This window comes from Corynebacterium sp. 20-84, assembly GCF_053479455.1.
Window position 1 is genome coordinate 56,355 of the sequence record NZ_JBRBCB010000007.1, and the last position, 22,570, is coordinate 78,924.

The 22,570-nt window shown below is 64.0% G+C and carries 20 protein-coding genes; 16 read left to right on the top strand and 4 right to left on the bottom strand.

Annotated features, from left to right (window positions below; genetic code table 11):
* The first annotated feature begins 2 nt into the window (after positions 1 to 2).
* The 13 genes from mraY (at position 3) to ileS (ending at position 16,041) form a co-directional block, all read left to right on the top strand.
* Entirely contained in the window at positions 3 to 1,115 is a 1,113-nt protein-coding gene (gene mraY, locus ACUY2Y_RS06675) for a phospho-N-acetylmuramoyl-pentapeptide-transferase (protein WP_210571611.1), read from the top strand.
* Positions 1,112 to 2,560: a UDP-N-acetylmuramoyl-L-alanine--D-glutamate ligase gene (murD, locus tag ACUY2Y_RS06680; protein WP_448325333.1), complete on the top strand. Its 1,449-nt coding sequence runs from the start codon at positions 1,112 to 1,114 to the stop codon at positions 2,558 to 2,560. The genes mraY and murD overlap by 4 nt, the downstream gene beginning before the upstream one ends.
* A gap of 136 nt (positions 2,561 to 2,696) precedes the next feature.
* Positions 2,697 to 4,220, top strand: coding sequence for an FtsW/RodA/SpoVE family cell cycle protein (locus tag ACUY2Y_RS06685; protein ID WP_448325406.1), 1,524 nt, complete (start codon positions 2,697 to 2,699; stop codon positions 4,218 to 4,220).
* Positions 4,221 to 4,241: 21 nt separating this feature from the next.
* On the top strand, positions 4,242 to 5,312 hold the full coding sequence (murG, locus tag ACUY2Y_RS06690) for an undecaprenyldiphospho-muramoylpentapeptide beta-N-acetylglucosaminyltransferase (protein WP_448325334.1): 1,071 nt from the start codon (positions 4,242 to 4,244) through the stop codon (positions 5,310 to 5,312).
* Positions 5,309 to 6,814 (top strand): UDP-N-acetylmuramate--L-alanine ligase, encoded by a 1,506-nt coding sequence (murC, locus tag ACUY2Y_RS06695; protein ID WP_448325335.1) that lies wholly within the window; start codon positions 5,309 to 5,311, stop codon positions 6,812 to 6,814. Before murG ends, murC begins: the two co-directional genes overlap by 4 nt.
* Before the next feature lie 6 nt (positions 6,815 to 6,820).
* Positions 6,821 to 7,600 (top strand): cell division protein FtsQ/DivIB, encoded by a 780-nt coding sequence (locus ACUY2Y_RS06700; protein ID WP_448325336.1) that lies wholly within the window; start codon positions 6,821 to 6,823, stop codon positions 7,598 to 7,600.
* Positions 7,601 to 7,756: 156 nt separating this feature from the next.
* Positions 7,757 to 9,061, top strand: a complete 1,305-nt coding sequence (gene ftsZ / locus ACUY2Y_RS06705) for a cell division protein FtsZ (RefSeq protein ID WP_448325337.1) — start codon at positions 7,757 to 7,759, stop codon at positions 9,059 to 9,061.
* 14 nt (positions 9,062 to 9,075) lie between these two features.
* Positions 9,076 to 9,825 carry a peptidoglycan editing factor PgeF gene (gene pgeF, locus ACUY2Y_RS06710; RefSeq protein WP_448325338.1) on the top strand — a complete coding sequence of 250 codons (750 nt, stop codon included), beginning with the start codon at positions 9,076 to 9,078 and terminating at the stop codon, positions 9,823 to 9,825.
* Positions 9,826 to 10,563: a YggS family pyridoxal phosphate-dependent enzyme gene (locus ACUY2Y_RS06715; RefSeq protein ID WP_448325339.1), complete on the top strand. Its 738-nt coding sequence runs from the start codon at positions 9,826 to 9,828 to the stop codon at positions 10,561 to 10,563.
* Between the two features lie 55 nt (positions 10,564 to 10,618).
* On the top strand, positions 10,619 to 11,077 hold the full coding sequence (locus tag ACUY2Y_RS06720; RefSeq protein WP_448325340.1) for a cell division protein SepF: 459 nt from the start codon (positions 10,619 to 10,621) through the stop codon (positions 11,075 to 11,077).
* 54 nt (positions 11,078 to 11,131) lie between these two features.
* Positions 11,132 to 11,416 (top strand): YggT family protein, encoded by a 285-nt coding sequence (locus tag ACUY2Y_RS06725; protein WP_210571839.1) that lies wholly within the window; start codon positions 11,132 to 11,134, stop codon positions 11,414 to 11,416.
* 163 nt (positions 11,417 to 11,579) lie between these two features.
* A complete protein-coding gene (wag31, locus tag ACUY2Y_RS06730) occupies positions 11,580 to 12,542 on the top strand; it encodes a DivIVA-like cell division protein Wag31 (protein ID WP_448325341.1) in 963 nt (320 codons plus the stop codon).
* A gap of 307 nt (positions 12,543 to 12,849) precedes the next feature.
* Positions 12,850 to 16,041: an isoleucine--tRNA ligase gene (gene ileS / locus ACUY2Y_RS06735; protein ID WP_448325342.1), complete on the top strand. Its 3,192-nt coding sequence runs from the start codon at positions 12,850 to 12,852 to the stop codon at positions 16,039 to 16,041.
* A gap of 217 nt (positions 16,042 to 16,258) precedes the next feature.
* On the opposite strand, the gene ACUY2Y_RS06740 is transcribed toward ileS, so the two are convergent.
* The gene (locus tag ACUY2Y_RS06740) at positions 16,259 to 16,495 is read right to left on the bottom strand and encodes a type II toxin-antitoxin system Phd/YefM family antitoxin (protein ID WP_448325343.1); all 237 of its coding nucleotides are present in this window, start codon (positions 16,493 to 16,495) and stop codon (positions 16,259 to 16,261) included.
* 95 nt (positions 16,496 to 16,590) lie between these two features.
* On the opposite strand from ACUY2Y_RS06740, the gene ACUY2Y_RS06745 reads away from it, so the two are divergent.
* Positions 16,591 to 17,985, top strand: a complete 1,395-nt coding sequence (locus tag ACUY2Y_RS06745; protein WP_448325344.1) for a DNA polymerase IV — start codon at positions 16,591 to 16,593, stop codon at positions 17,983 to 17,985.
* Here ACUY2Y_RS06745 and ACUY2Y_RS06750 read toward each other — a convergent pair.
* Positions 17,915 to 19,024, bottom strand: a complete 1,110-nt coding sequence (locus ACUY2Y_RS06750; protein ID WP_448325345.1) for a sensor histidine kinase — start codon at positions 19,022 to 19,024, stop codon at positions 17,915 to 17,917. The two genes, ACUY2Y_RS06745 and ACUY2Y_RS06750, sit on opposite strands and share 71 nt — an antisense overlap.
* Positions 19,021 to 19,710 carry a response regulator transcription factor gene (locus tag ACUY2Y_RS06755; protein WP_448325346.1) on the bottom strand — a complete coding sequence of 230 codons (690 nt, stop codon included), beginning with the start codon at positions 19,708 to 19,710 and terminating at the stop codon, positions 19,021 to 19,023. The genes ACUY2Y_RS06750 and ACUY2Y_RS06755 overlap by 4 nt, the downstream gene beginning before the upstream one ends.
* A gap of 51 nt (positions 19,711 to 19,761) precedes the next feature.
* On the opposite strand from ACUY2Y_RS06755, the gene ACUY2Y_RS06760 reads away from it, so the two are divergent.
* The gene (locus ACUY2Y_RS06760; RefSeq protein WP_448325347.1) at positions 19,762 to 20,661 is read left to right on the top strand and encodes a DUF418 domain-containing protein; all 900 of its coding nucleotides are present in this window, start codon (positions 19,762 to 19,764) and stop codon (positions 20,659 to 20,661) included.
* A gap of 19 nt (positions 20,662 to 20,680) precedes the next feature.
* The gene (locus ACUY2Y_RS06765; RefSeq protein ID WP_448325348.1) at positions 20,681 to 21,613 is read left to right on the top strand and encodes a trypsin-like serine protease; all 933 of its coding nucleotides are present in this window, start codon (positions 20,681 to 20,683) and stop codon (positions 21,611 to 21,613) included.
* Here ACUY2Y_RS06765 and ACUY2Y_RS06770 read toward each other — a convergent pair.
* Positions 21,573 to 22,556 carry an asparaginase gene (locus tag ACUY2Y_RS06770; RefSeq protein WP_448325349.1) on the bottom strand — a complete coding sequence of 328 codons (984 nt, stop codon included), beginning with the start codon at positions 22,554 to 22,556 and terminating at the stop codon, positions 21,573 to 21,575. The genes ACUY2Y_RS06765 and ACUY2Y_RS06770 overlap by 41 nt on opposite strands.
* Positions 22,557 to 22,570: the final 14 nt, after the last annotated feature.

Consider the following 22,570-nt stretch of genomic DNA (forward strand, 5'->3'; position numbering starts at 1 on the left):
CCATGACCCAGATCATCATGTCGGGGGCCATCAGCTTCCTCGTCGCAATCTTCACCACACCGCTGTTGATCCGGTACTTCACCAATGCTGGAAAAGGCCAGGAAATCCGCGAGGACGGTCCGGCTTCCCACATCCGCAAACGCGGCACGCCGACGATGGGCGGCATCGCCATCCTGCTCGGCATTCTCGTCGCCTATCTCGTCGTGGGCATCTGGGGACAGGCCACTGGCCACGGGGGCTTCACCGCTTCCGGTCTGCTGGTGCTGGGGTTGACCATGTGCCTGGGCCTGCTCGGTTTCGCCGATGACGGAATCAAGCTCTTCTTCAACCGCAACCTCGGGCTGAATAAGACCGCGAAGCTTATCGGCCAGCTCGTAGTGTCGCTCGTTTTCGGCTTCCTGCTCCTGCAGTTCCCGCAGGACCGCACCGGCCTGACACCGGGCTCGACGAAGCTGAGCTTCATTCGCGATATCGAGACCTTCGATATCGCCGTCGGTGGCGCAGTCCTGGGCACGATTTTCTTTTTGATCTTCGTCTACTTCCTCATCGCCGCATGGTCGAATGCGGTGAACTTGACCGACGGCCTCGACGGGCTCGCTGCCGGTTCCACCTCGCTGGTGATGTTCGGCTACACCTTGATCACCTTCTGGCAGTTCCGGAATTCCTGCGCCCAAGCGCCAGGCGCCGGCTGCTACGACGTGCGCGATCCGCTCGATTTGGCGGTGTTGTGCTCCGCGGGCCTCGGCGCCTGCATCGGCTTCCTGTGGTGGAATGCCGCTCCCGCGAAGATTTTCATGGGCGATACCGGTTCTTTGGCCCTCGGCGGACTGGTGGCCGGCGTGTCCATCGCCAGCCGCACCGAGGTTCTGATGGTCGTCATCGGTGCCCTGTTCGTCATGGAGGCCGCGTCCGTGGTCATCCAGGTGCTGGTGTTCAAGACCAGCGGTAAGCGCGTGTTCCGCATGGCGCCGTTCCACCACCACTTTGAAAACGGTGGCTGGGCAGAGACCACCGTGGTGGTCCGTTTCTGGGTCATGTGCGCCATCGCCGTCGTGCTCGGCCTGGCTGTGTTCTACACCGATTGGCTCTCCGCCACGGGGGTGAACTTGGCATGAGCCCCCACACAAGCTCCTTTTCGAGTGTGAACGAGACCTTCTCCATTCTGCTCTCCGGCGGAGTTCTCGTCGCCGGAGCCGGAGTGTCAGGCATGGGAACGGCGAAGCTGCTTCGTGAGGCGGGCGTTTTCTTCGCTGTCGCCGACGACAACGAAGCTAACCGCGCAGCCGTGCACGAAGCGACCGGCTGCCGCACCATGACGACGGCGGAAGCCGCCGAGCGGGTCACCGAGTACCCGCTCGTGGTCACCTCTCCGGGTTGGCGCCCGAATTCTCCGCTCCTCCTCGCCGCGCAGGACATGGACTGCACGGTGATCGGCGATGTCGAGCTGTGCTTCCTGCTCGACCAGAACAGCTTCTTCGGCCCGCCGCGCGACTGGCTCGTGGTCACCGGCACCAACGGCAAGACGACCACGACGGGCATGCTCGCCCGCATCATGGAGGAATCGGGGGAATACACCGGTAAGCGCGCGACAGCCTGCGGCAATATCGGTATCGCGGTCGGCGACGCGCTGTTGAGCACACCGCGCATCGACGTTCTTGTCGCGGAACTGTCCAGCTTCCAGCTCCACTGGTCCCACGACCTCACCGCTGATGCCGGCGTGTTGCTCAACCTCGCCGACGACCACATCGACTGGCACGGCAGCTTCGACGCCTACGCGGAAGCGAAAGCGAAAGTCTTCGGTTATTCGACAGCCGTCGCTGGCATCGACGACGAGCACGTGCGGAGCTACGCCGAGAAGTCTGGCCGCGCGGACATCATCGGCTTCACACTCAACGAACCGCAGGACAACCAGGTCGGCATCATCGACGGCACGATTGTCTCGCGCATCGGATCAGCGACGACGGAGATCACGCGTATCGACGGCATCGAGCCCGCTGGCACCGCCGGCACGCTTGATGCGCTGGCCGCTGCGGCCGTGGCTATTACCCGTGGCGCCACCCCGGAACAGATCGACCGCGCATTGCACTCTTACGAAGTGTCGGGGCACAGGGGAGCGGTAGTTCACACCGACAACAGCATCGACTGGATCGACAATTCCAAAGCGACCAACCCCCATGCGGCAGATTCGGCCCTCAACGGTGTCGAAGGACAGATCGTGTGGATTGCGGGCGGCCGGCTCAAGGGCGCTGAGATCGACCAGCTTGTCGCCGACCATGTGCAGCAATTCAGGGCAGTCGCTTTGCTGGGGGTGGACAGGGAAGAGATCGCACGCGCCGTCGATAAGCATGCCCCCGAAATTCCTGTCTTCCTGACAGATAGCGCGGACCCCGAAGAAGCTATGCGTGCTGTCGTGGAATTCGCGGCGGAACAGGCTCGCCCGGGTGACTCGGTGATCCTCGCGCCAGCTGCCGCGAGCCTGGATATGTACTCGGGAATGGCGCAGCGCGGAAATATCTTCGCTGACGCTGCGCGCGCCCTCGCCGGAAAACGCGACGTTTAAGGCAGTCTGAAACACGATGACCACAGCAGCTCAGCGCCCATCACGGCCACACCAGCCCCGTAAGCCGCATGCGAAACAGGCACAGCGGCCTACGCGACCGCGCCAGCGTGCCGCTGCCGGGCAGCATTCGTCCGGCATGGCGCGCGCGCTGTCCCGCATGAACGCGTGGATGGATGCGCGCCCGCTGCTCGATTACACGATGGTGCGCACGATCGTGCTCGTGCTCGCCGGTCTCGGCGTGGTCATGGTGACCAGCTCCTCGATGACCTGGTCCGCGCTCAACGATTCTTCCGTGTGGGCCCAGCCGCTCAAGCAGGTCATCGTCGTCTCATTGGGCCTGTTCATGTTCTGGATCGCGCTGCAAATTCCTCCCGAGCGGGTGCAGAAGATCGCGCTGATCCTGATGGTGCTATCGATTCTGCTGCTCATCGCGGTGCTCCTGCCCGGCGTGGGCACCGGGCGTGAGGAAGTGGGCTCCCAGTCGTGGATCTATATCGGCGGCTTCCAGCTGCAACCTTCGGAGGTGGCCAGGGTAGCCATCTGTGTGTGGGGTGCGTCGATTCTGGCGAATAAGGACCCACGCCGCATGTTCGACATGACCAACGGCTTCGTGCCGTTCGCCGCCGTCGCGGTGCTGTGCGTCGGGCTCATTGCCGCGCAGGGCGACCTGGGCATGGCCGTGTCGTTCTGTATCGTCGTCGCGTTCATCCTCGTCTTCGCGGGCATTTCCTGGAAATTCATCGGCGTTGTCGCCGCTTTCGGCGTGCTGCTCTTCGTCGGCGTCATGGCTGCCGGCGGCTACCGTTCCCAACGCTTCCACGTTTACTTCGACGCGCTCTTCGGCCATTTCGAAGACACCCGCGGCGTAGCGTTCCAGTCCTACCAGGGCTTCTTGTCGCTGGCGGACGGTTCCGTATTCGGTGTCGGTCTCGGCCAGTCCCGCGCGAAGTGGTTCTACCTCCCGGAGGCGAAGAACGACTTCATCTTCGCGGTCATCGGCGAGGAACTCGGCCTGTGGGGCGGGGCCTTGGTGATCATCCTGTTCACCATGCTGCTCTTCTTCGGTCTGCGCACCGCGCGTCTTGCCGCGAACCAGTACCAGGCTCTTCTGGCGGCCTCGATCACCACTGGAATTGTCTCCCAGGCATTCATCAATATCGGTTATGTCATCGGCCTGCTTCCGGTGACCGGTATTCAGCTGCCCATGATCTCCGCCGGCGGCACCTCGGCAGTGATCACCCTCGGCGCAATGGGGCTGGTCGCCTCCGTCGCCCGTCACGAGCCGGGTGCTGTGTCCTCGATGCAGAACTATGGCCGGCCGTTGTTCGATCGTCTCTTCTTCCTCCGCGAGCCGACTGCGAGCGAGCCCCGTCAGCGTCCCGCCGCACGGCAGGAGAAGAAGCAGCAGACAAATGACAGCCGCTACGGCACCCCTGTCACTGCGCGTCGCCGTCCCGCGCCGGAGGCACGCGCGGCCCAACGCGAAGGACAGCGGCGGGGCCGTGCTCAGGCCCCGACCCGCAGCGGTGGCCGCGGCGATGTTCGTGGCGGTGCCCGCACTGGCGCACGTCCGGCGGCCCGGACGCGATACGATGAGCCACGCGCGCGACGTGAGCCCCGGAACCACCGGAACGCACACGACACCCGCCGCGCCGGATAGTAAAGGCGGTTGAATCACCCAGTGACAGCACCACACATCGTGGTGGCCGGCGGCGGCACTGCCGGCCACATTGAACCAGCTTTGGCAGTGGCGGAAGTCCTGCGCGACTCCTTCGGTGCCGAGGTCACCGCGCTGGGCACCGAGAAGGGCCTGGAGACGACGATCATTCCCGCCCGCGGTTTCCCGCTCGAGCTCATCGAGCCCGTGCCGATCCCGCGCAAGAAACCGCTGAAGCTGCTCGGCGTGCCCGCGAAGCTCATTCGCTCCGTGGCACAGACTCGCGCAGCGCTGAAAAAGGCCAAGGCTGACGCGGTTTTCGGCACCGGCGGCTATGTGTCAGCTTCTGCATATCTGGCAGCGAAATCGCTCCGCATTCCCTTCTATGTGCTGGAGACCAACGCGCTGGCGGGCATGGCGAACAAGCTCGGCGTGAAGCTCGGCGGCACCGGTTTCAATGCCGTGCCTCATTCAGGCATGCCAGGCGAGGTCCTCGGCATTCCCGTTCGCCCGGGTGTCGGTGTGGACACCGACGGTGTGAAGGCGGAGCGAGGCTACAAAATGTGGAACCTGGATCCGCAGCGCCCGACAGTGCTGGTGACCGGTGGCTCGCAAGGAGCACGCAGCATCAATACCGCACTCGAGGGCGCGGTCGGCCCGCTTGTTGACGCCGGCTATCAGGTGCTGCACGCCTACGGCCGGAAGAATGACGCGCCGGCCGAGCACGCCCACTACACGGCTGTGCCGTACATCGACGACATGGAAGCGGCCTACGCCGTAGCCGACGTGGTCATTTGCCGGTCGGGCGCAATGACGGTGGCAGAGAATTCTGCGGCGGGCGTCCCCGCGATCTACATTCCGCTGCCGCACGGCAACGGAGAGCAAGGCCTCAATTCGGCGCATGTCGTCGAGGCAGGGGCGGCAGTGCGTATCGACGACGCCGACCTGACCCCCGAGGCCCTCGTCGACGCTGTCACGGACATTCTCGGCCCCGGCGGCACCGCTTCTGCCATGCGTGCGGCGTTGGATGACTCCGGGGCAGGCAATGCGGCGGAGGAAATCGCCCGGCGCATCATCGGAGAAAGGACATCATGACTTCTGCGGCACCCATCGACCTCTCCCGGGTCCACCTGATCGGCATTGGCGGTTCCGGCATGTCGGGCGTTGCCCGCATCTTGCTTGACCGCGGCTCTGTGGTCACGGGCTCCGATGTGAAAGACTCCCGCCCCGTCCGTGCTCTGCGCGCACAGGGCGCCACCATTGCGGTGGGGCACGCGGCGGAGAACCTCGAACTGTCTGGGCAGTTGCCGACTGTCGTCGTGACGAGTTTCGCGGCCATTCCGAAAGACAACCCGGAGCTTCTCGCCGCCGCGGAGCACAGCATTCCGGTGATCCGCCGCTCGGATTTGCTGGGCGAGCTCATGGAGGGCTACACCCAAGTCCTCTTCGCCGGCACTCATGGCAAGACATCGACGACGTCGATGGCGGTCGTCGCCCTTCAGGCGGCGGGGGAGGACCCCTCCTTCGCCATCGGCGGTCAACTCAACCGGGCTGGAACGAACGCGCACCACGGAAGCGGCCATATCTTCGTGGCGGAAGCCGATGAATCCGATGCGTCGTTGCTGCGCTACCGCCCGTCGGTCGCCGTGATCACGAATATTGAGCCGGATCACCTCGACTATTTCGGCAACGCGGAAAGCTACTACCAAGTCTTCGACGAATTTGCGGACCGTCTTCCGGACGACGGCACGCTGGTTGTCTGCCTTGACGATGAGGCGACGGTGCGGTGCGGCCTGCGCGCGCAGGAGCGCGGAATCACGGTGTTGGGCTACGGCACGGACACCGCAGCTGCCCGTCACCCGGAGATCCTGGCTGGAGCGGTGATCACCGACGAGTCGGCCGACGGCCACCTCACCGAGGTCGCCGTTGACTTGCGCCTCCAAGGCCACGAGGGCACGGTGGCGTACCACCTCGCGCTGCCAGGTCGTCACATGGTGCTCAATTCCGCCGCAGCGCTTTTGTCCTGCGCGATCGCTGGCGCGGATCCGCGAAAGCTCGCCGAGGGTTTGAGCAGCTTCACTGGTGTGCGCCGCCGTTTCGAGCTGCGCGGGGAGATCACCGCGGGTCCGCAGACCGGCACCCGGGTCTACGACGATTACGCGCACCATCCAACGGAGGTGCACGCCGTTGTGTCCGCCGCACGTGGCAAGGTCGAATCCGAAGGTAACGGCGCCCGCGTCGTCGTCTGCTTCCAACCTCACCTGTACTCGCGCACGCAGGCCTTCGCGCAGGAATTCGCCGAGGCGCTTTCGCTTGCCGACGCCGCCGTGGTCCTCGACATCTTCGGCGCCCGCGAAGCTCCTGTGGAAGGAGTGGACTCCCGAATCATCACTCAGCACATTGCCGATGGCACTGAGACTGTTTATGAGCCGGACTTCTCCCGCGCGCCAGCCACTGTGCGCTCCGTGACCCAGCCGGGCGACGTTGTGATCACCATGGGCGCCGGCACCGTCACCATGCTCGCCGACCCGATCCTCGAGGCGCTAGCGGGCACTGACACAGCCTCCGGTTCCACCGACGGTGAGGAAGCGAACTAAACACTCATGTCCACAGCCGTGAACCCGTCCAGCAGTGATGATCGGAACGACGATCGCACCCTTGACAGCGGACAAGCGAAGAACGTAGACCGGCAGCGCCGTAATGCTGCCCGCGGCCGCCGTGAGCTGCCGTGGCGCCGGATCGCGGGGATCGCGGCAGTCGGTGTGGTCGTTCTGGCGCTGTTGTGGGCGATCGTCTATTTCACGCCGTTGTTCTCTGTGAAGAACGTGGAGGTGGAAGGCAACGAGCACCTCGACGAAGAGGCAGTCGTCTCCGCCGCCGGCGTCGCCGAGGGCACGCCCCTGGCGCAGGTGAATATGCGCCAGACGGCGTCGAATGTGGTCTCCCTGCCGTGGGTGAAATCCGCGACTGCAACGCGGAAATGGCCGTCGACAGTCTCCGTGAAGGTGGAAGAGAACACCGCCGTCGCATACCGCGCCGCGTCGGACGGCACCCACCTCATTGACCCGGAGGGCAAGGAATTCGCGGTCGACACTCCGCCGGAGGACGCAGTGGAGCTGACCGGCGCTGCTGATTCAGATGAATCCGTGCGCAAAGACGCCGTGGACATCGCCGCGGCTCTCAGCGAGAACGGGCGCGCCGCGGTGACATCCATCGAGGCGAAGTCGAAATACCAATTCGTGCTCAATCTCAAAGACGACCGCACCGTCGTGTGGGGCGCGAGCGAAGACAACAAAAATAAATCCCTGGCGTTGGACACCGTGCTTCAGCGCGAAGGAAAAGAATTCAACGTGACCAACCCGCGGCAGATCACCGTCAAATAGAGACGTTTCTGTAAAAGCCCAGGTCATAAACCCTAAAGTACAGGTTGAGGGTACCGACACGCCGAAAGAATTCGCCGAAATGCCGCATCGTTTAGTCATGATGGGAGGCGTCTTTGAATCACATGTCCCCGTTATCTGAAAGGCGAGCACACACCCATGACCTCACCTAGCAACTACCTCGCCATGATCCGCGTTGTCGGTGTCGGCGGCGGCGGTGTCAACGCAGTGAACCGCATGATCGAAGAGGGCCTGAAGGGTGTCGAGTTCGTCGCCATCAACACGGACTCCCAGGCACTCCTGTTCACCGATGCGGACACCAAGCTCGACATCGGCCGTGAGGCGACCCGCGGTCTCGGTGCAGGCGCTAACCCGGAGGTCGGCCGCACCTCCGCCGAGGACCACAAGCAGGAGATCGAGGAGTCCCTCAAGGGTTCCGACATGGTCTTCGTCACCGCCGGCGAGGGCGGCGGCACGGGTACGGGTGCGGCACCGGTCGTTGCCGGTATCGCCAAGAAGATGGGTGCGTTGACCATCGGTGTGGTCACCCGGCCGTTCTCCTTCGAGGGCAAGCGCCGCACCCGCCAGGCGCTCGAGGGCATCGACGCTCTGAAGGAAGTCTGCGACACCGTCATCGTCATTCCGAACGACCGCCTGCTGCAGCTGGGTGAAGCAGACCTGTCGATGATGGAAGCGTTCCGCGCTGCCGACGAGGTGCTCTACAACGGTGTTCAGGGCATCACGAACCTGATCACCATCCCGGGCATGATCAACGTCGACTTCGCTGACGTTCGCTCCGTCATGGCCGATGCCGGCTCTGCGCTCATGGGTGTGGGCTCGGCCCGCGGCGAGAACCGCGTCATGGCCGCCACCGAGCAGGCCATCAACTCGCCGCTGCTGGAGACCACCATGGAGGGCGCCAAGGGCGTGCTCATCTCCGTGGCCGGCGGTTCCGATCTCGGCCTCATGGAAGTCAACAACGCCGCCTCCATCGTCGAGGAGAAGGCCGACGAAGACGCCAACATCATCTTCGGCACGATCATCGATGACAACCTGGGCGACGAGGTCCGCGTGACCATCATCGCCACCGGCTTCGACGAGAAGGCCAACGCTCGCCCGCAGGCGCCGGGCCAGGAGCAGGCAGGCCAGGGCTCCACCCAGGTGGTCGAGACCCAGCAGGTCCAGGTTGAGCCGGCTGCTGCTGCCGAGACCCCGACTCCGGCACCGTCCTCGAGCTCCCTGTTCGAGTCCAGCGACCGTCAGGAACCCGCTGACGCACCGGTGGCCGAGGAGTACACGCCGCGCCACCGTTTCGACGAATCCCGTGGCGGCCTGTTCACCAATTCGGACCGTGGCTCCGACCGCGACTACGACCGTGAGTACCGCACGACCCGCCGCTACGAGGACACCCGCGATTCCCGCGGCGGCGATGACGACCTCGACGTGCCGGACTTCCTCCGGTAGTAGCCTTGGGTGTCATGATTGACACCACCAGCCGCCCCGTCCGCATGCTGTTCACCAGCCGTGCGGGCGGGGTTTCTGCTTCCCCGTACGATTCCTTCAACCTCGGCGATCACGTCGGCGACGACGAGCAGTCAGTATCAGCTAACCGTGCGCGCCTCGCCGATATCGCCGGCCTTGAGTCAGAGCGGTTCGTGTGGATGGAGCAGTTGCACACCAATAACGTCACCGTCGTCGACGGGCCGCAGGATGGCCCAGTCGAGGTGACCGACGCGATCGTGACCACCAAACAGAACCTGGCGTTGTGCGTGCTGGTCGCCGACTGTGTTCCTGTGCTGCTGTCCGACCACAATGCCGGGGTGGTCGCGGCAGTGCACGCCGGGCGACTCGGCGCCCGCAACGGGATCGTGCCGCGCGCAGTGGAGAAAATGCGTGAGCTCGGCGCCGAACCTGCGAATATTCAAGCGCTCCTCGGGCCTGCCGCGGCGGGTGAATCCTACGAGGTGCCGCAAGAAATGGCCGACGATGTGGAGAAACACCTGCCGGGATCCCGCACGCGGACCAAGAAGGGCACGCCGGGATTGGATATCCGCGCCGGCCTGGTGCGGCAATTGATGGCGGCGGGCGTGACCCACATCGATGCGGATCCGCGCGATACCGTCACCGACGAATCCTTCTTCTCCTACCGGCGGTCGGGCACCACTGGGCGCCAGGCGGGCGTGATCTGGTTGACGGGAAAATCTGTTGATTCCGGGGAGGAGAACTAAGTGGAATTCACCGATGAGCGTCGCGATGAGATCGCAGCGAAGTGGGAGCAGCTCCAGTCCCAGGTGCGGGCGGCCGAAGAAGGAGCGGACCGGATGCCCGGCAGCGTGAGCATTCTTCCGGTCACCAAATTCCACCCGGCATCCGATGTCGCCGTGCTGGCGGAACTGGGCATTGGCCTCGTGGGGGAGAACCGCGAACAAGAGGCGCGCGGCAAGGTCGAGGAACTCACCGCCGCCGGAGTGGAGATGCGTTTCGCGATGATCGGCCAGATTCAATCCAAGAAGGCGAATGCCGTCGCGCGGTGGGCGAGCGAAGTCCATTCAGTGGATTCAGTGAAGCTCGCAGGCGGCCTCGACCGCGGCATGGCGCTCGCGCTGGAGCGTGGCGACCGCACCACAGACACCCTGCCCTGTCTGATCCAGCTGTCATTCGACGACGACACCAACCGCGGGGGAGTGCCGCATGACGACGCAGAGCTGCTTGATTTCGTGGTCGCCGCCGTCGATACGGCCGAGCATTTGCTTTTCGACGGCTTCATGGTGGTCCCGCCCCGTGAAGCCGAGCCGGGGGAGGTGTTCGCGGCGTCGAAAAGCATCTGCGATGCATACGCGGAAAAGCTCGGCCGTTCCCTGCGGCTGTCAGCGGGAATGTCCGGTGATTTTGAAGATGCAATTGCTCACGGATCGACCGTCGTGCGTGTCGGAACCGGGCTGTTGGGAGCACGGCCCGTAGGCTGACGAACAACGCTAGATCGACTCCCCAAAACAGCCCGCGAACAGGAGACTTACGCGCATGTCATTCTCTAACAGCCTCAAGGAATTCTTCGGCATCGGCCAGTACGACCCGGCAATGGACCCGTACTACGACGACCCGGCCTACGAAGAAGCTGGCGCTGGCGCGTACTCCCGCACCGCGACCGCTGCTGAGCCCCGCAGCCGCGAGCGCGAGTACAGCTACGAGCCGCGCGACTACTCTGCGGCGATCATCAGCGTCCGCCCGCGGAACTACAACGACGCTAAGGAGATCGGTGAGCCGTTTCGTGATGGCGATGCAGTGGTCATGGACCTGTCCAACGTCGATAAGCCGACCGCAATGCGCCTGATCGACTTCGCTGCTGGCCTGTGCTTCGCTGCCCGCGGCAAGATGCACAAGCTGTCTCGCACCGGCGACGAGCACCTCGTGTTCGCCATCGTTCCGGAGAATGCGCGCACCACCGTCAGCGAGCTCGAGCGCGCCGCGCACATCCGTTAGTTCACCGCTAATTCATTTGGCGTACGCGCCTAGGTAGGGTGGGTTCCCGTGAATATGCTCGGAGCCGTTCTCTATTCAATCGTCGGTCTGTACACGCTTTTCGTGATCATCCGGCTGATCATCGAGATGATCCAGTCGTTCTCCAAGCACTTCGACCCGCCGCGCTGGTTCATGGTGGCGGGCGAGTTCTTCTTTGTTGTCACGGACCCGCCGATCAAACTCCTGCGCAGGTACATCCCGCCGCTGCCGCTCGGTGGCGTCGCGTTGGATGTCAGCGTGATCGTGCTGTTCCTCGCCCTCGCGGTGCTTCAAGCGTTGATCCGTGGCATCTTGCTGTAGTGGCAAAACTGCAGAGCGGTTAAATCCCGGAAAATAAAATTCTGAAACTCACCCTCGGGTAAACGTTGAGGGTATAACTACTGTCAGCTAGGCTTTATGCCTAGACCGTGCCACTGGCCCGATCGGGGCTGGCAAAAAACGTCATTACTTGAAGGGAACGCAAATGCCGCTGACACCAGCTGACGTGCACAATGTCGCTTTCAGCAAGCCGCCGATTGGCAAGCGTGGCTACAACGAGGACGAAGTCGATCAGTTCCTCGACCTCGTTGAGGACACTCTCGCCCAGCTGCAGGATGAGAACGACGATCTTCGCGCACGCATCGAGGAGCTCGGCTCCGGCAGCGGTGCACCGGCTGCGGCAGCCGTTGCTCAGCCGTCCAACCAGGTTGACGAGAATGCGATCCGCCAAGAGATCGAGGCTAAGCTCCGCAAGGAGTACGAGGCACGTCTGAAGGATGCCGAGGACGAGGCCAAGGCAGCCCGTTCCCGCGCCGAGGCGGCAGATGCCGAGATTCGCTCCGCACGCGAAGAGGCTGCGCAGGCACGCAAGCAGGCCGAGGCATCCCAGAAGGGCGACGCACAGGCTCAGGGCATTTCCCGCCCGGTCACCCAGCAGCAGCCGAAGACTACCGGCGAGGCACACATCCAGGCTGCTCGCGTTCTCGAGCTGGCGCAGGAGACCGCCGACCGCCTCACCCGCGAGGCTGCCGAAGAGTCCGAGCGCGTTGTTGCCGATGCACGCGCCAACGCCACCACTCAGGTGTCCGACGCAGAGAAGAAGGCCGCCGAGACCACCAAGGCAGCCGAGCAGCGCGCTAGCCAGCTCGTCAGCGACGCTGAGCGCAAGGCTGAGGAGACCACCAACGACGCTAACTCCCGCGCCGAGGCACAGATCCGCCAGGCTGAGGAGCAGGCTTCCAAGCTGAAGAGCGACGCTGAGCGCAAGCACACCGAGATCATGAACACGGTCAAGCAGCAGCAGACCGCACTCGAGTCCCGCATTTCCGAGCTGCGCACCTTCGAGCGCGAGTACCGCACCCGCCTGAAGACCCTGCTCGAGTCCCAGCTCGAGGAGCTGGAGACCCGCGGCACCTCCGCTCCGAGCGGCGATGTGACGCAGAAATAAGCGCCAGCTTCTAGCACGCGTTTACAGGAATTGACCCGCCCCGATGTGGGCGGGCTTTTTCTATTGCAGCTACACTGACCCATGTCAGAACCAGACACGCATTGATCCGGCCATCACCGGGGAGCGTTTCCGGAAGAACAGCCATACAGCCTATTTCGCGCCGCTGGCCCAGTAGAACCGGACGTGCATAGGGATACGTCAATCCTTCACCACAATGAAGTGGGAATTTCCCCCTCCGGGAAGTTCCAAGCGGGGTGGTACCGCGCAGCCTGCTGCGTCCCCGCGCGATGATGTGCGTGGAGGAATCATGGCAGACAAGCAAGGTGTCGGCGGCGTGTACCCCAAGGTCGATATGACCGGTGGCTCGTCGAAATTCCCGGTAATGGAGCAGATCGTCCTGGATTATTGGAACCAGGACGGCACTTTCCAAGCCAGCCTTGAAAACCGCGAGGGCTGCGAAGAATACGTCTTCAACGACGGTCCGCCTTTCGCGAACGGCCTGCCGCACTACGGCCACCTGCTCACCGGTTATGTGAAGGACATCGTTCCGCGCTACCGCACCATGACGGGCTACCACGTCCCGCGCGTCTTCGGGTGGGACTGCCACGGCCTGCCCGCCGAGCTTGAGGCAGAGAAGCAGCTGGGCATCACCGACAAGGCCCAGATCGAGGACATGGGCTTGGCCAAGTTCAACGAGTACTGCGGCAAGTCGGTGATGCACTACGCCGACGAGTGGGAGGACTACGTCACCCGCCAGGCACGCTGGGTGGACTTCGACAACGGCTACAAGACGATGGATCCGGAGTACATGGAGTCCGTCATGTGGGCGTTCAAGGAGCTCTACGACAAGGGCCTGATCTACCAGGGCTTCCGCGTCCTGCCGTATTCCTGGGCCGAGCACACGCCGCTGTCGAACCAGGAGACGCGCCTCGACGACGCGTACAAGGAGCGCCAGGATCCCACGGTCACCGTCACGTTCCCGATCAAGGACGCCAAGGGGCACGAGGAGCTTATCGACGCCGCCTTCATCGGCTGGACCACCACCCCCTGGACGACGCCGTCGAACTTGGCTCTCGCTGTGGGGCCGGAGATCGAGTACGCACTGGTGCGCGTGGGCGAAGACACCTCCGTGCCGGAATTCGCTGGTGCGAAGCTGGTCTTGGCGTCTGACCTGATCAAGGCCTACGCCAAGGAGCTAGGGGAGAACCCGGAGGTGCTGGCCACCTACCGCGGAACCGATTTGGAGGGCGTCACCTACGAGCCGCTCTTCGAGTACTTCGCCGACGAGCCGAATGCCTTCCAGGTGCTGCTGGCCGATTACGTCACCACGGAGGACGGCACCGGCGTCGTCCACCAGGCACCCGCCTTCGGTGAAGACGATATGAATACCTGCGAGAAGTACGGCATCGGCCTGGTCATCCCGGTCGACGCCGACGGCAAGTTCACCTCCCAGGTCCCCGAATACGAGGGCAAGCTCGTCTTCGACGCCAACCGCGACATCATCCGCGACCTCAAGGCCCGCGGCCGTGTCGTGCGCGACCAGACCATCGTTCACTCCTACCCGCACTCCTGGCGTTCCGGCGAGCCTTTGATCTACATGGCTTTGCCAGCATGGTTCGTCAAGGTCGTCGACATCCGCGACCGCATGGTGGAGCTGAACCAGGAGATTGACTGGATCCCGTCGCACATCCGTGACGGCCAGTTCGGCAAGTGGCTGGAAGGCGCCCGCGACTGGAATATCTCCCGCACCCGTTACTGGGGTTCCCCGGTGCCGGCCTGGGTCTCCGACAACCCGGAATACCCGCGCGTGGATGTCTACGGCTCCCTCGACGAGCTGGAGGTCGACTTCGGCGTCCGTCCGGAGTCGCTGCACCGCCCGTACATCGATGAGCTGACCCGCCCGAACCCGGACGACCCGACTGGGAAGTCCACCATGCGCCGCGTCCCGGATGTTCTGGACTGCTGGTTCGAGTCCGGCTCCATGCCATTTGCGCAGTACCACTACCCGTTCGAGAACAAGGAAGAATTCGACACCCGCCAGCCCGCGGACTTCATCGTCGAGTACTCCGGCCAGTCCCGCGGCTGGTTCTATGTCCAGCACGTGCTGTCCACCGCGCTGTTCGACCGCGTGGCGTACAAGCAGGTAGTCGCCCACGGCATCGTGCTCGGCGAGGACGGCCTGAAGATGTCCAAGTCCAAGGGCAACTACCCGGATGTGAAGGAAGTCTTCGACCGCGATGGCTCGGATGCGATGCGCTGGTTCCTCATGTCCAGCCCGATCCTGCGCGGCGGCAACCTGATCGTCACCGAGCAGGGCATCCGCGACGGCGTGCGCCAAGCGATTCTGCCGTTCTGGAATGCCTACACGTTCTTGCAGCTCTACTCCGACCGTGAGGCAACCTGGGATACCAGTTCCGATAACGTGCTGGACCGCTACATCTTGGCCAAGCTGCACGACATGGTGAAGAACACCAGCTCAGCCCTCGAGTCCACAGATATCTCCGGTGCATGCGAGGAAGTCCGTCTCTTCGCCGACACTTTGACCAACTGGTACGTGCGCCGCTCCCGTGACCGCTTCTGGGCGGGCCAGGACGAGCACCCGGAGGCATTCAATACCCTCTACACCGTGCTCGAGGTCCTTGCCCGGACCGCGGCTCCGCTGCTGCCGTACATCACCGAGGTCATGTGGCGCGGTCTCACCGGCGAACGCTCCGTGCATCTTGCCGATTACCCGAATGCGGACGACTTCCCGGCCGACGACGAGCTCGTTGCCGCGATGGACACCACCCGCGCTGTGTGCTCCGCTGCGTCCTCGCTGCGCAAGGCGAAGAAGCTGCGTAACCGCCTGCCACTGCCGGGCCTGAAGGTCGCCCTGCCGGAGGCGGACACACTCGCCCCGTTCGAGTCGGTCATCCGCGACGAGGTCAACGTGAAAAACGTCGAGCTCACCCAGGACGTCGCCTCCGCCGGTTCCTTCGACGTTGTCGTCAATGCGAAGGTCGCCGGCCCGAAGCTGGGCAAAGACGTCCAGCGCGCGATCAAGAACGTGAAGGCCGGCAATTACGTTCACGATGGCGAGAATGTCGTCGTCGACGGTGACCTGGTGCTCACCCCGGATCTGTACACCGAACGCCTCGTCGCCGCAGACCCGGATTCCACTGCACGCGTGGAGGGCATGGACGGCCTCGTCGTCCTCGACACCACCCTGACCGAGGAGCTGGAGGCCGAGGGATGGGCCGCCGATATCATTCGCGGTCTGCAGGACGCCCGCAAGAACGAAGGGCTCGACGTCTCCGACCGTATTTCGGTCACCCTCCACGTCCCAGCGGACAAGGAGGAGTGGGCGAACCGCCACGCCGACCACATCGCGACTGAGACGCTCGCAACGTCGTTCACCGTCACGACTGACACCGATGACACTGATGACGCCGACGAGACCACTGACTCCGGCCACAAGGTCCTCGATGGCGTCACCGCGAACGTGACCAAGAACGGCTAAACGGTCTGCTTACGCCAAACACCTATTCCAGAGCACCTATTCACAACGTCGCGGGACACCCCACCGCGGCACCCACGTTGTGAACAGGTACCTAGGAGTAGGTGTTTGTTTTATTGCAGTGGAGACGATGGTTGTGCGCGATTACACAACGACAATCTGCACCAGCTCTTCGAGGCCCTTGAAGTCATCGGGATTTCGGGTGAAAAGAGGAAGGTTTTCAGCGATTGAGATAAGCGTCTACATCGGAGCGGAATCGCTGAAAATCTACCTGCGGGGCACTACGGAACGCTTCCAAGAGATCTTCTTTGCGTGCAAAGCGAGGGCGTCGCAAGGGCCGAAGTTCACCAACGGGTTGAGCATTCCTGGTCACGACGAAATTGCGGCTCGCATCAAGTTCACGCATGATGCGACCGCTGTCATTGCGGAGCTCTCGTTGGCTGATCATGTCGGTCATGGCGTTAGCGTAGCACTGCTAGCTACGTGCCAGCGAGGATGCAGCAGGGACCTGACCTGCGGTCACCGGGCCTTCCGGCCTACGCTGGAGTGGCTATGAATCGCTGGGTGCTGCACATCGACATGGACGCGTTCTACGCGTCCTGCGAGCAGCTGACTCGTCCGACACTGCAGGGTCGGCCGGTGTTGGTCGCCGGGGTGACCGGGCGCGGAGTGGTCGCGGGAGCGAGCTACGAAGCGCGTAAATACGGAGCGCATTCGGCGATGCCGACGTACCGCGCGGTCCAACTCGTCGGGCCGAAAGCCGTGCTGGTCACGCCGCGTCGGCCGGTGTACACCACGGCATCGCGCCGGGTCTTCGGGATCATCGCGCGCAGAGTGGATGTCGTGGAACAGCTTTCCATCGACGAGGCGTTCCTCGAACCGCGCGAACTCGCGGGAGCGTCCCCCGTCGAGGTCAAAAAGTGGGCGGATAATCTTCGCGAGGAGATCCGCCGGGAGACAGGCCTGCCCAGCTCCATCGGGGCGGGAACAGGCAAGCAGTACGCGAAGATCGGGTCCGGTCTCGCAAAGCCGGACGGCACATTCATCATTCCGCGGGAGAAACAAACGGAGATCCTTCACCCGCTACCCGTCGGCGAATTGTGGGGTGTCGGGCCCGTGACCGCGAATAAGCTCACCGGCATCGGGGTGGAGACCATCGGCGATTTCGCGGCCATGAGCGAGCGTGAAGTGGAAGTGGCGCTGGGCGGGGTCGTGGCGAAGCAGCTGTGGACGCTGGCTCGCGGCATCGACGATCGCGAAGTCGCGCCGCGGGCAGAGTCGAAGCAGATCTCCGCCGAACACACCTACCCGCGCGACCTGACAACGAAGAGCGAGGTCGAGGCTGCCATCAGACGCGCGGCGGAAGGAGCGCATAAGCGGTTGCTTATCGACGGCCGCGGTGCCCGCACCGTCACCGTCAAACTCAAGATGGCTGATTTCCACATCGAATCGCGCTCCAGCACTTTGACCTACGCCACTGATGACATAGACACGCTCACGGCGGCGGCGTTCCGCATCGCCCGCTACCCGGACGAGCTCGGACCGATCCGTCTCGTCGGTGTGGGATTTTCCGGTTTAGAGACCGTCATGCAAGAAGTGCTCTTCCCGGAGCTTGACCGGGCGAATTTGCCCGAGCCGCAGACGGGGGAGATCCTTCCGGTCATGCCCACCGGCACCCGCGCGTGGGCGGCGACGCAGGATGTCCACCACTCCGAATTCGGCCACGGCTGGATTCAAGGAGCGGGTCACGGGTTCGTCACCGTACGGTTCGAGACCCGCGCGACGGGTCCTGGCCCGGTGAAGAACCTCCGCGCGGACGATCCCGATTTGAGCCCCGCCGACCCTGTCGCGTCGTTGGCATGGGAGGACTGGCTGGCTACGACTGAGGATGCTCCGGCCCAGATGGACGATGCCCCGGCGCCGGGTGAGCCGAACCCGGAAGGCTGAGCCGGGCGATGACACCTCCGCCACGGCGCGGGGTGAGATCGAGGTAGCCGTGGTGGGAGGTAGCAATGGCGTCCACAAGCGCGAGTCCGAGACCGTGACCAGGCCCGGCTACTCGGTTCGCACCGCGAGCGAAAGGTTCTTTGAGCTGGTTCAACTGCTCCGCGCTCAATTCGGGCCCGCCGTTAGACACTTCGATGACCGCCGTGTTCGCGTCGTTGAACAGACGCAGTTGTGTAGTTCCCTCCGTCCCGTGCGCGTGCGCATTGCGCAGCAGGTTGTCCACTGCTTGGCGAATGAGAACAGGGTCGCCGGCGACGGTGACTGGTGCATCGCCGTGAGAGCTTTCTGTGTCGGTCGTGGAGGTGATCGCGGAGACGGGCAGCGCATCGGCGAGGTCGAAGACCGACACATTTGGCGTCTGGGCGCGTGCGAGGTCGAGCAGAGCGGAGACGGTTTCGGAGCTGCGCGCGTTCACGGTGCGAATCTGGGAGAGCGCCGCGCGCATCTCGTCTTCGCCGGCTTCGGGGGCAAGCGCCACGTCGGCGACGGTCTGAATGGTGGCGATGGGCGTTTTCAGTTCATGCGACGCATTGGCAGAGAAACGCTGCTGGCTGGCAATGGAAGCGGCGAGTGAATCCAGCATGGTGTCGAGTGCATTGGCAAGGTCGCCGACCTCGTCGTTAGCGCCGGCATAGCCCGTGCGTTGGTCCAAGTTCCCGGCGGTGACCTGACGTGCAGATTGCGCGATACCGGTCAAGGGAGTGATCGCCCAGCCAGCGACGAACCAGCCGATCGCGCCAGCCAACACGGTGAGAACAGCCAGCGTGGTCAGCGACACCGTGAGCACGACCTTCAAAATGTCGTCTGTGACAGGAACGGCACCGCTGATCGCCGCATCGTCGGGGAAGACTGCTTCGAACGGCACCGGAGTGAGCTTCAGATAGGCGTACATCACCGCGATGAGAATGCCACCGACACCGGCGACGGTGAGCACGAATAGCAAAGTGATGCGGGCGCGCAGACTCAACGCTTTTTTCATGAGTCCATCTCCGCGGGGTCGGCGGCGAAATACCCTTCGCCAGGCAGAGTGTGAATGATCCATGGTTCGCCGAGCTTGCGCCGCAGATACGAAATGGTCACGCGCGGTGAGTTGGTGAAGGGATCGGCGTTGGCGTCCCACGCTTCCTCGAGCAACTCTTCGGCCGAGAGCACCGCGCCGCCGGCCTCCATGAGGACTTTGAGGACGGCGAATTCTTTGGGGGACAGGTTGATCTCGTTACCGGCGCGCATGACGCGCTTGCGGGTCTCGTCGAGACGCACGTCGCCGCACACCAGCACTGAATTGCGCTGCGGGGAGGAGCGGCGCGACAGAGCGGTCACGCGGGCGATGAGCTCGGGCAGCTCGAAAGGCTTGAGCAGGTAGTCGTCGGCGCCGAGCTCGAAGCCGCTCAAGCGGTCGTCCAATGTCCCGGCGGCGGTGAGCATGAGCACCCGGATATGCGGGTAGTCGGCGACGATCCGGGCGCAGATCTCATCGCCGTGCACGCCGGGTAGGTCGCGGTCGAGAACCACGACATCCACATCTGCGGCGTGGGAGGTGAGGTGGGTCAGAGCTGAGGTGCCGTCGTAAAGCGCGGAAGCGTCGAAATTCTCCCTGCTCAACGCGGTCGTTATAGCGTCGGCGAGGAAGGTCTCGTCTTCGACGATGAGTACGCGCGCGGTCATGTTTTGTGATCTTAACGCTCTCGCAACATCGCCCTGAATAGCGTGCGAAGCATGCCAAAACGGATTGTAGGAATCGATGTGTGCCGCGCGGTCGCGCTCATCGCGATGATGGCCGCGCACTTGACGACGACGGGCGCGAACACCCTCGGGATCACCGGTCAGTTGCTGTACGGATTTCCCGCGGCGTTGTTCGCGTTCCTGGCGGGCGTGTCCATGAAGCTCATGGCGCGTTCCGCGGGGCCGCTGCAGTTCACCGTTCGCGGTGTGCTGCTCATCGCGCTGCACTTTGCGCTCGTGCCGTTTGCGGGCGAGATCACCGTCGTCCTGCTTCCCATTGGCATGTCCATGATCGCGCTCGGGTGGATCACTGGCTGGGACGTGCGCGCGAAACTCGCGCTGTGCGTGGCGCTGTCGGTGGCCTCGGGGCTGATCTACCAGTTCGGTCTCGAACCATGGTCGCTGTTCGGCCCGCCGTATCCGCTGCTGATGTGGGCGGCGTTGATGACCGCGGGAATGGTCGCCGAAGAACGTGTTTTGCCGTCGCGCACAGCCACTGTTGTTGCGGCTGTGGCTGGCGCCGTTATCGCCGTGCTCGTGGTGGTCGTGCGACTGAACTTCATCGTGCCGTCCGCATGGCTGGAGCCGAACGGGCACACCGGCGGGCTGCTGGATATTGCCGGTTCGGTCGGGATGTCGCTCGCCGTGCTGGGCCTGTGCAGTTTTGTCCCGCGGTCGTGGATGATGCAGCCGCTCGGCTCGATGTCGCTCACCATCTACTGCCTGCACATGCTCAGCGCCCAGTGGCTGAGCTTCACCGTCAGCGTCATCATCGCCGCTGTCTTCGCCGTCGCGTGGGAGGCCTTCTTCCGCCGCGGACCGATGGAAGGGGCGATGCGCTGGTGCATCGACCGAATCACAGCTCTGGTGCCAAAGCCGGCATCAACCTCGTAGAACTCTTTGAAGGAGAATCATGAAACTCACTCGTACTCATAGTCGCATTGCCGCCCTCGCACTGACTGCTGTGCTGGTGTCGCCGACACCTGCGTGGGCACTGGACAGCAAAGACATGGCTGGTTCGACCCCGGAAGCCGGCGCTGTCGTCTCGCTGCGCATGGAAGACGGGGAGCCGGATGACGGCAGCTGCACCGGCACCGCGATCGCCCCGCACTGGGTGGTCACCGCGCGCCACTGCATGGAGATGTTCAACAAACCCGGCGGCACGGTCCGCACCGGGGAGGGCGACCATCAGCGCATGTACAAAGTCGACCGCTGGGAGAAGGCACCCCGCGGCGATATCGGCCTGGTGCACACCGAAGAGCCGATGCAGCTCGAGCACTTCGCTGAGGTCTCCCATGACGAACTGAAAAACGGGGAGGTCACGGTGTACGGCTGGTCCTCGGAGGGCACCGGCGGTTCGAAGACCCTGCCCGTCGCGAAGGGCGATGCCGATACCGCGGCCGGCGATCAAGCACCCGCGCTTTTCGACGCCCCGTCGGCCGCCGTGGTCTCGCTGAAAAACGGCGCGCGCATCCAGGGCGGCGACTCGGGCGGACCGATCTTCGCCGACGGGAAGGTCGCGGCTGTGATGTCTGCCGGGCTTTTCGATGACCCTGACAACCCGTCCGAGGAAGACCTGATGAGCAACCCGAAGGTGGCCGTGTCCCCGGTAGCGGACCAGGCCGAGTGGATCGAAAAGACCGTTGCCGGTGAAGAAACAGCATCGGGGGAGGCCGCAGCAGGCGAAGAAGCAGCATCCGGCGAAGAAGGATCTGAGGCTGTTTCCGGTGCCGACACCATGACGGCTGATGACGGTGCCCGTCAGATGCCGGTGAGCCTGTGGATCATCCTGGGCAGCGTCGTCATCATTGCTGGTGCGGTGGTGTGGCGCCTGAGCCGTCGATAAGCGTGCGCGGGTCGATACCTGCCGATAGCGCCGCGGCGAGGGCGATACGTGCCTGACCGGCGCGCAACCACCCGGCTGGAATCGCGCCGCGGTCCCCGAGCGTTGCGCCGCCGCCGGCACCGCCATAGGCGAATTCCACCTTGCCGTGCGGCACGACGGTGGTGACCACCACTGGAATCCCGGCGTCCAGTGCACGGTGCAGCGCCTGGCCCATCTGCTCCGAGACATTGCCGGAGCCCATGCCCTCGACCACGATGCCGTCGGGGGCCATCCCGATCACCGCGTCGACGATGTCCCCGTCGGCGCCGGCCCACCCGGCCACGATCGGGATTTTCATTCCGGCAAGCCGCACAGGCTGGATCGGAGCGGGGCGAGGCGGATTCTCGTCGCCGGTCGATCCGGTGGTGGGGCGGAAGGCATCCAGTGCGTGTGTGTCCGCCTTGACTAAGCCCCGCGCCGGGGTGATGCTGCCGCCGAATGCCACGACGACGCCAGAAGCGCGGCGGCGGTCAGCGGCGTCGCCTGAGACAGCTCCAGAGATGTAATCCGCGGCAGCACGCAGATTGCCTGGCCCGTCGGGGGCGTCGGCATCGGCGGCGCGCTGTGCACCAGTGACCACGACCGGCTTAGCCGGGTTCGTGTGGAAGAGATCGAGCGCAAAAGCGGTCTCCGCCAGCGAATCGGTGCCGTGGGTGACCACGACGCCGGCGACGGACGGATCGGCGAGCTGCTTGTGAACGGTGGCGATGAGAGCATCGACATCCGCCAGAGTCATCGACGACGAATCCAAGGCGCGGATGTCGACTGGACGGCACGGCGCAGTGATACCGGCGGATTCGATCAGCTCTGCGGCAGTGCGGCGGGGCACGAGCGCGCCGGTCTCGTCTGCCTCGCAGGCGATGGTTCCTCCAGTGGCGACCACAGCGATTTCTAACGCATTCATGAACTTCAGATTAG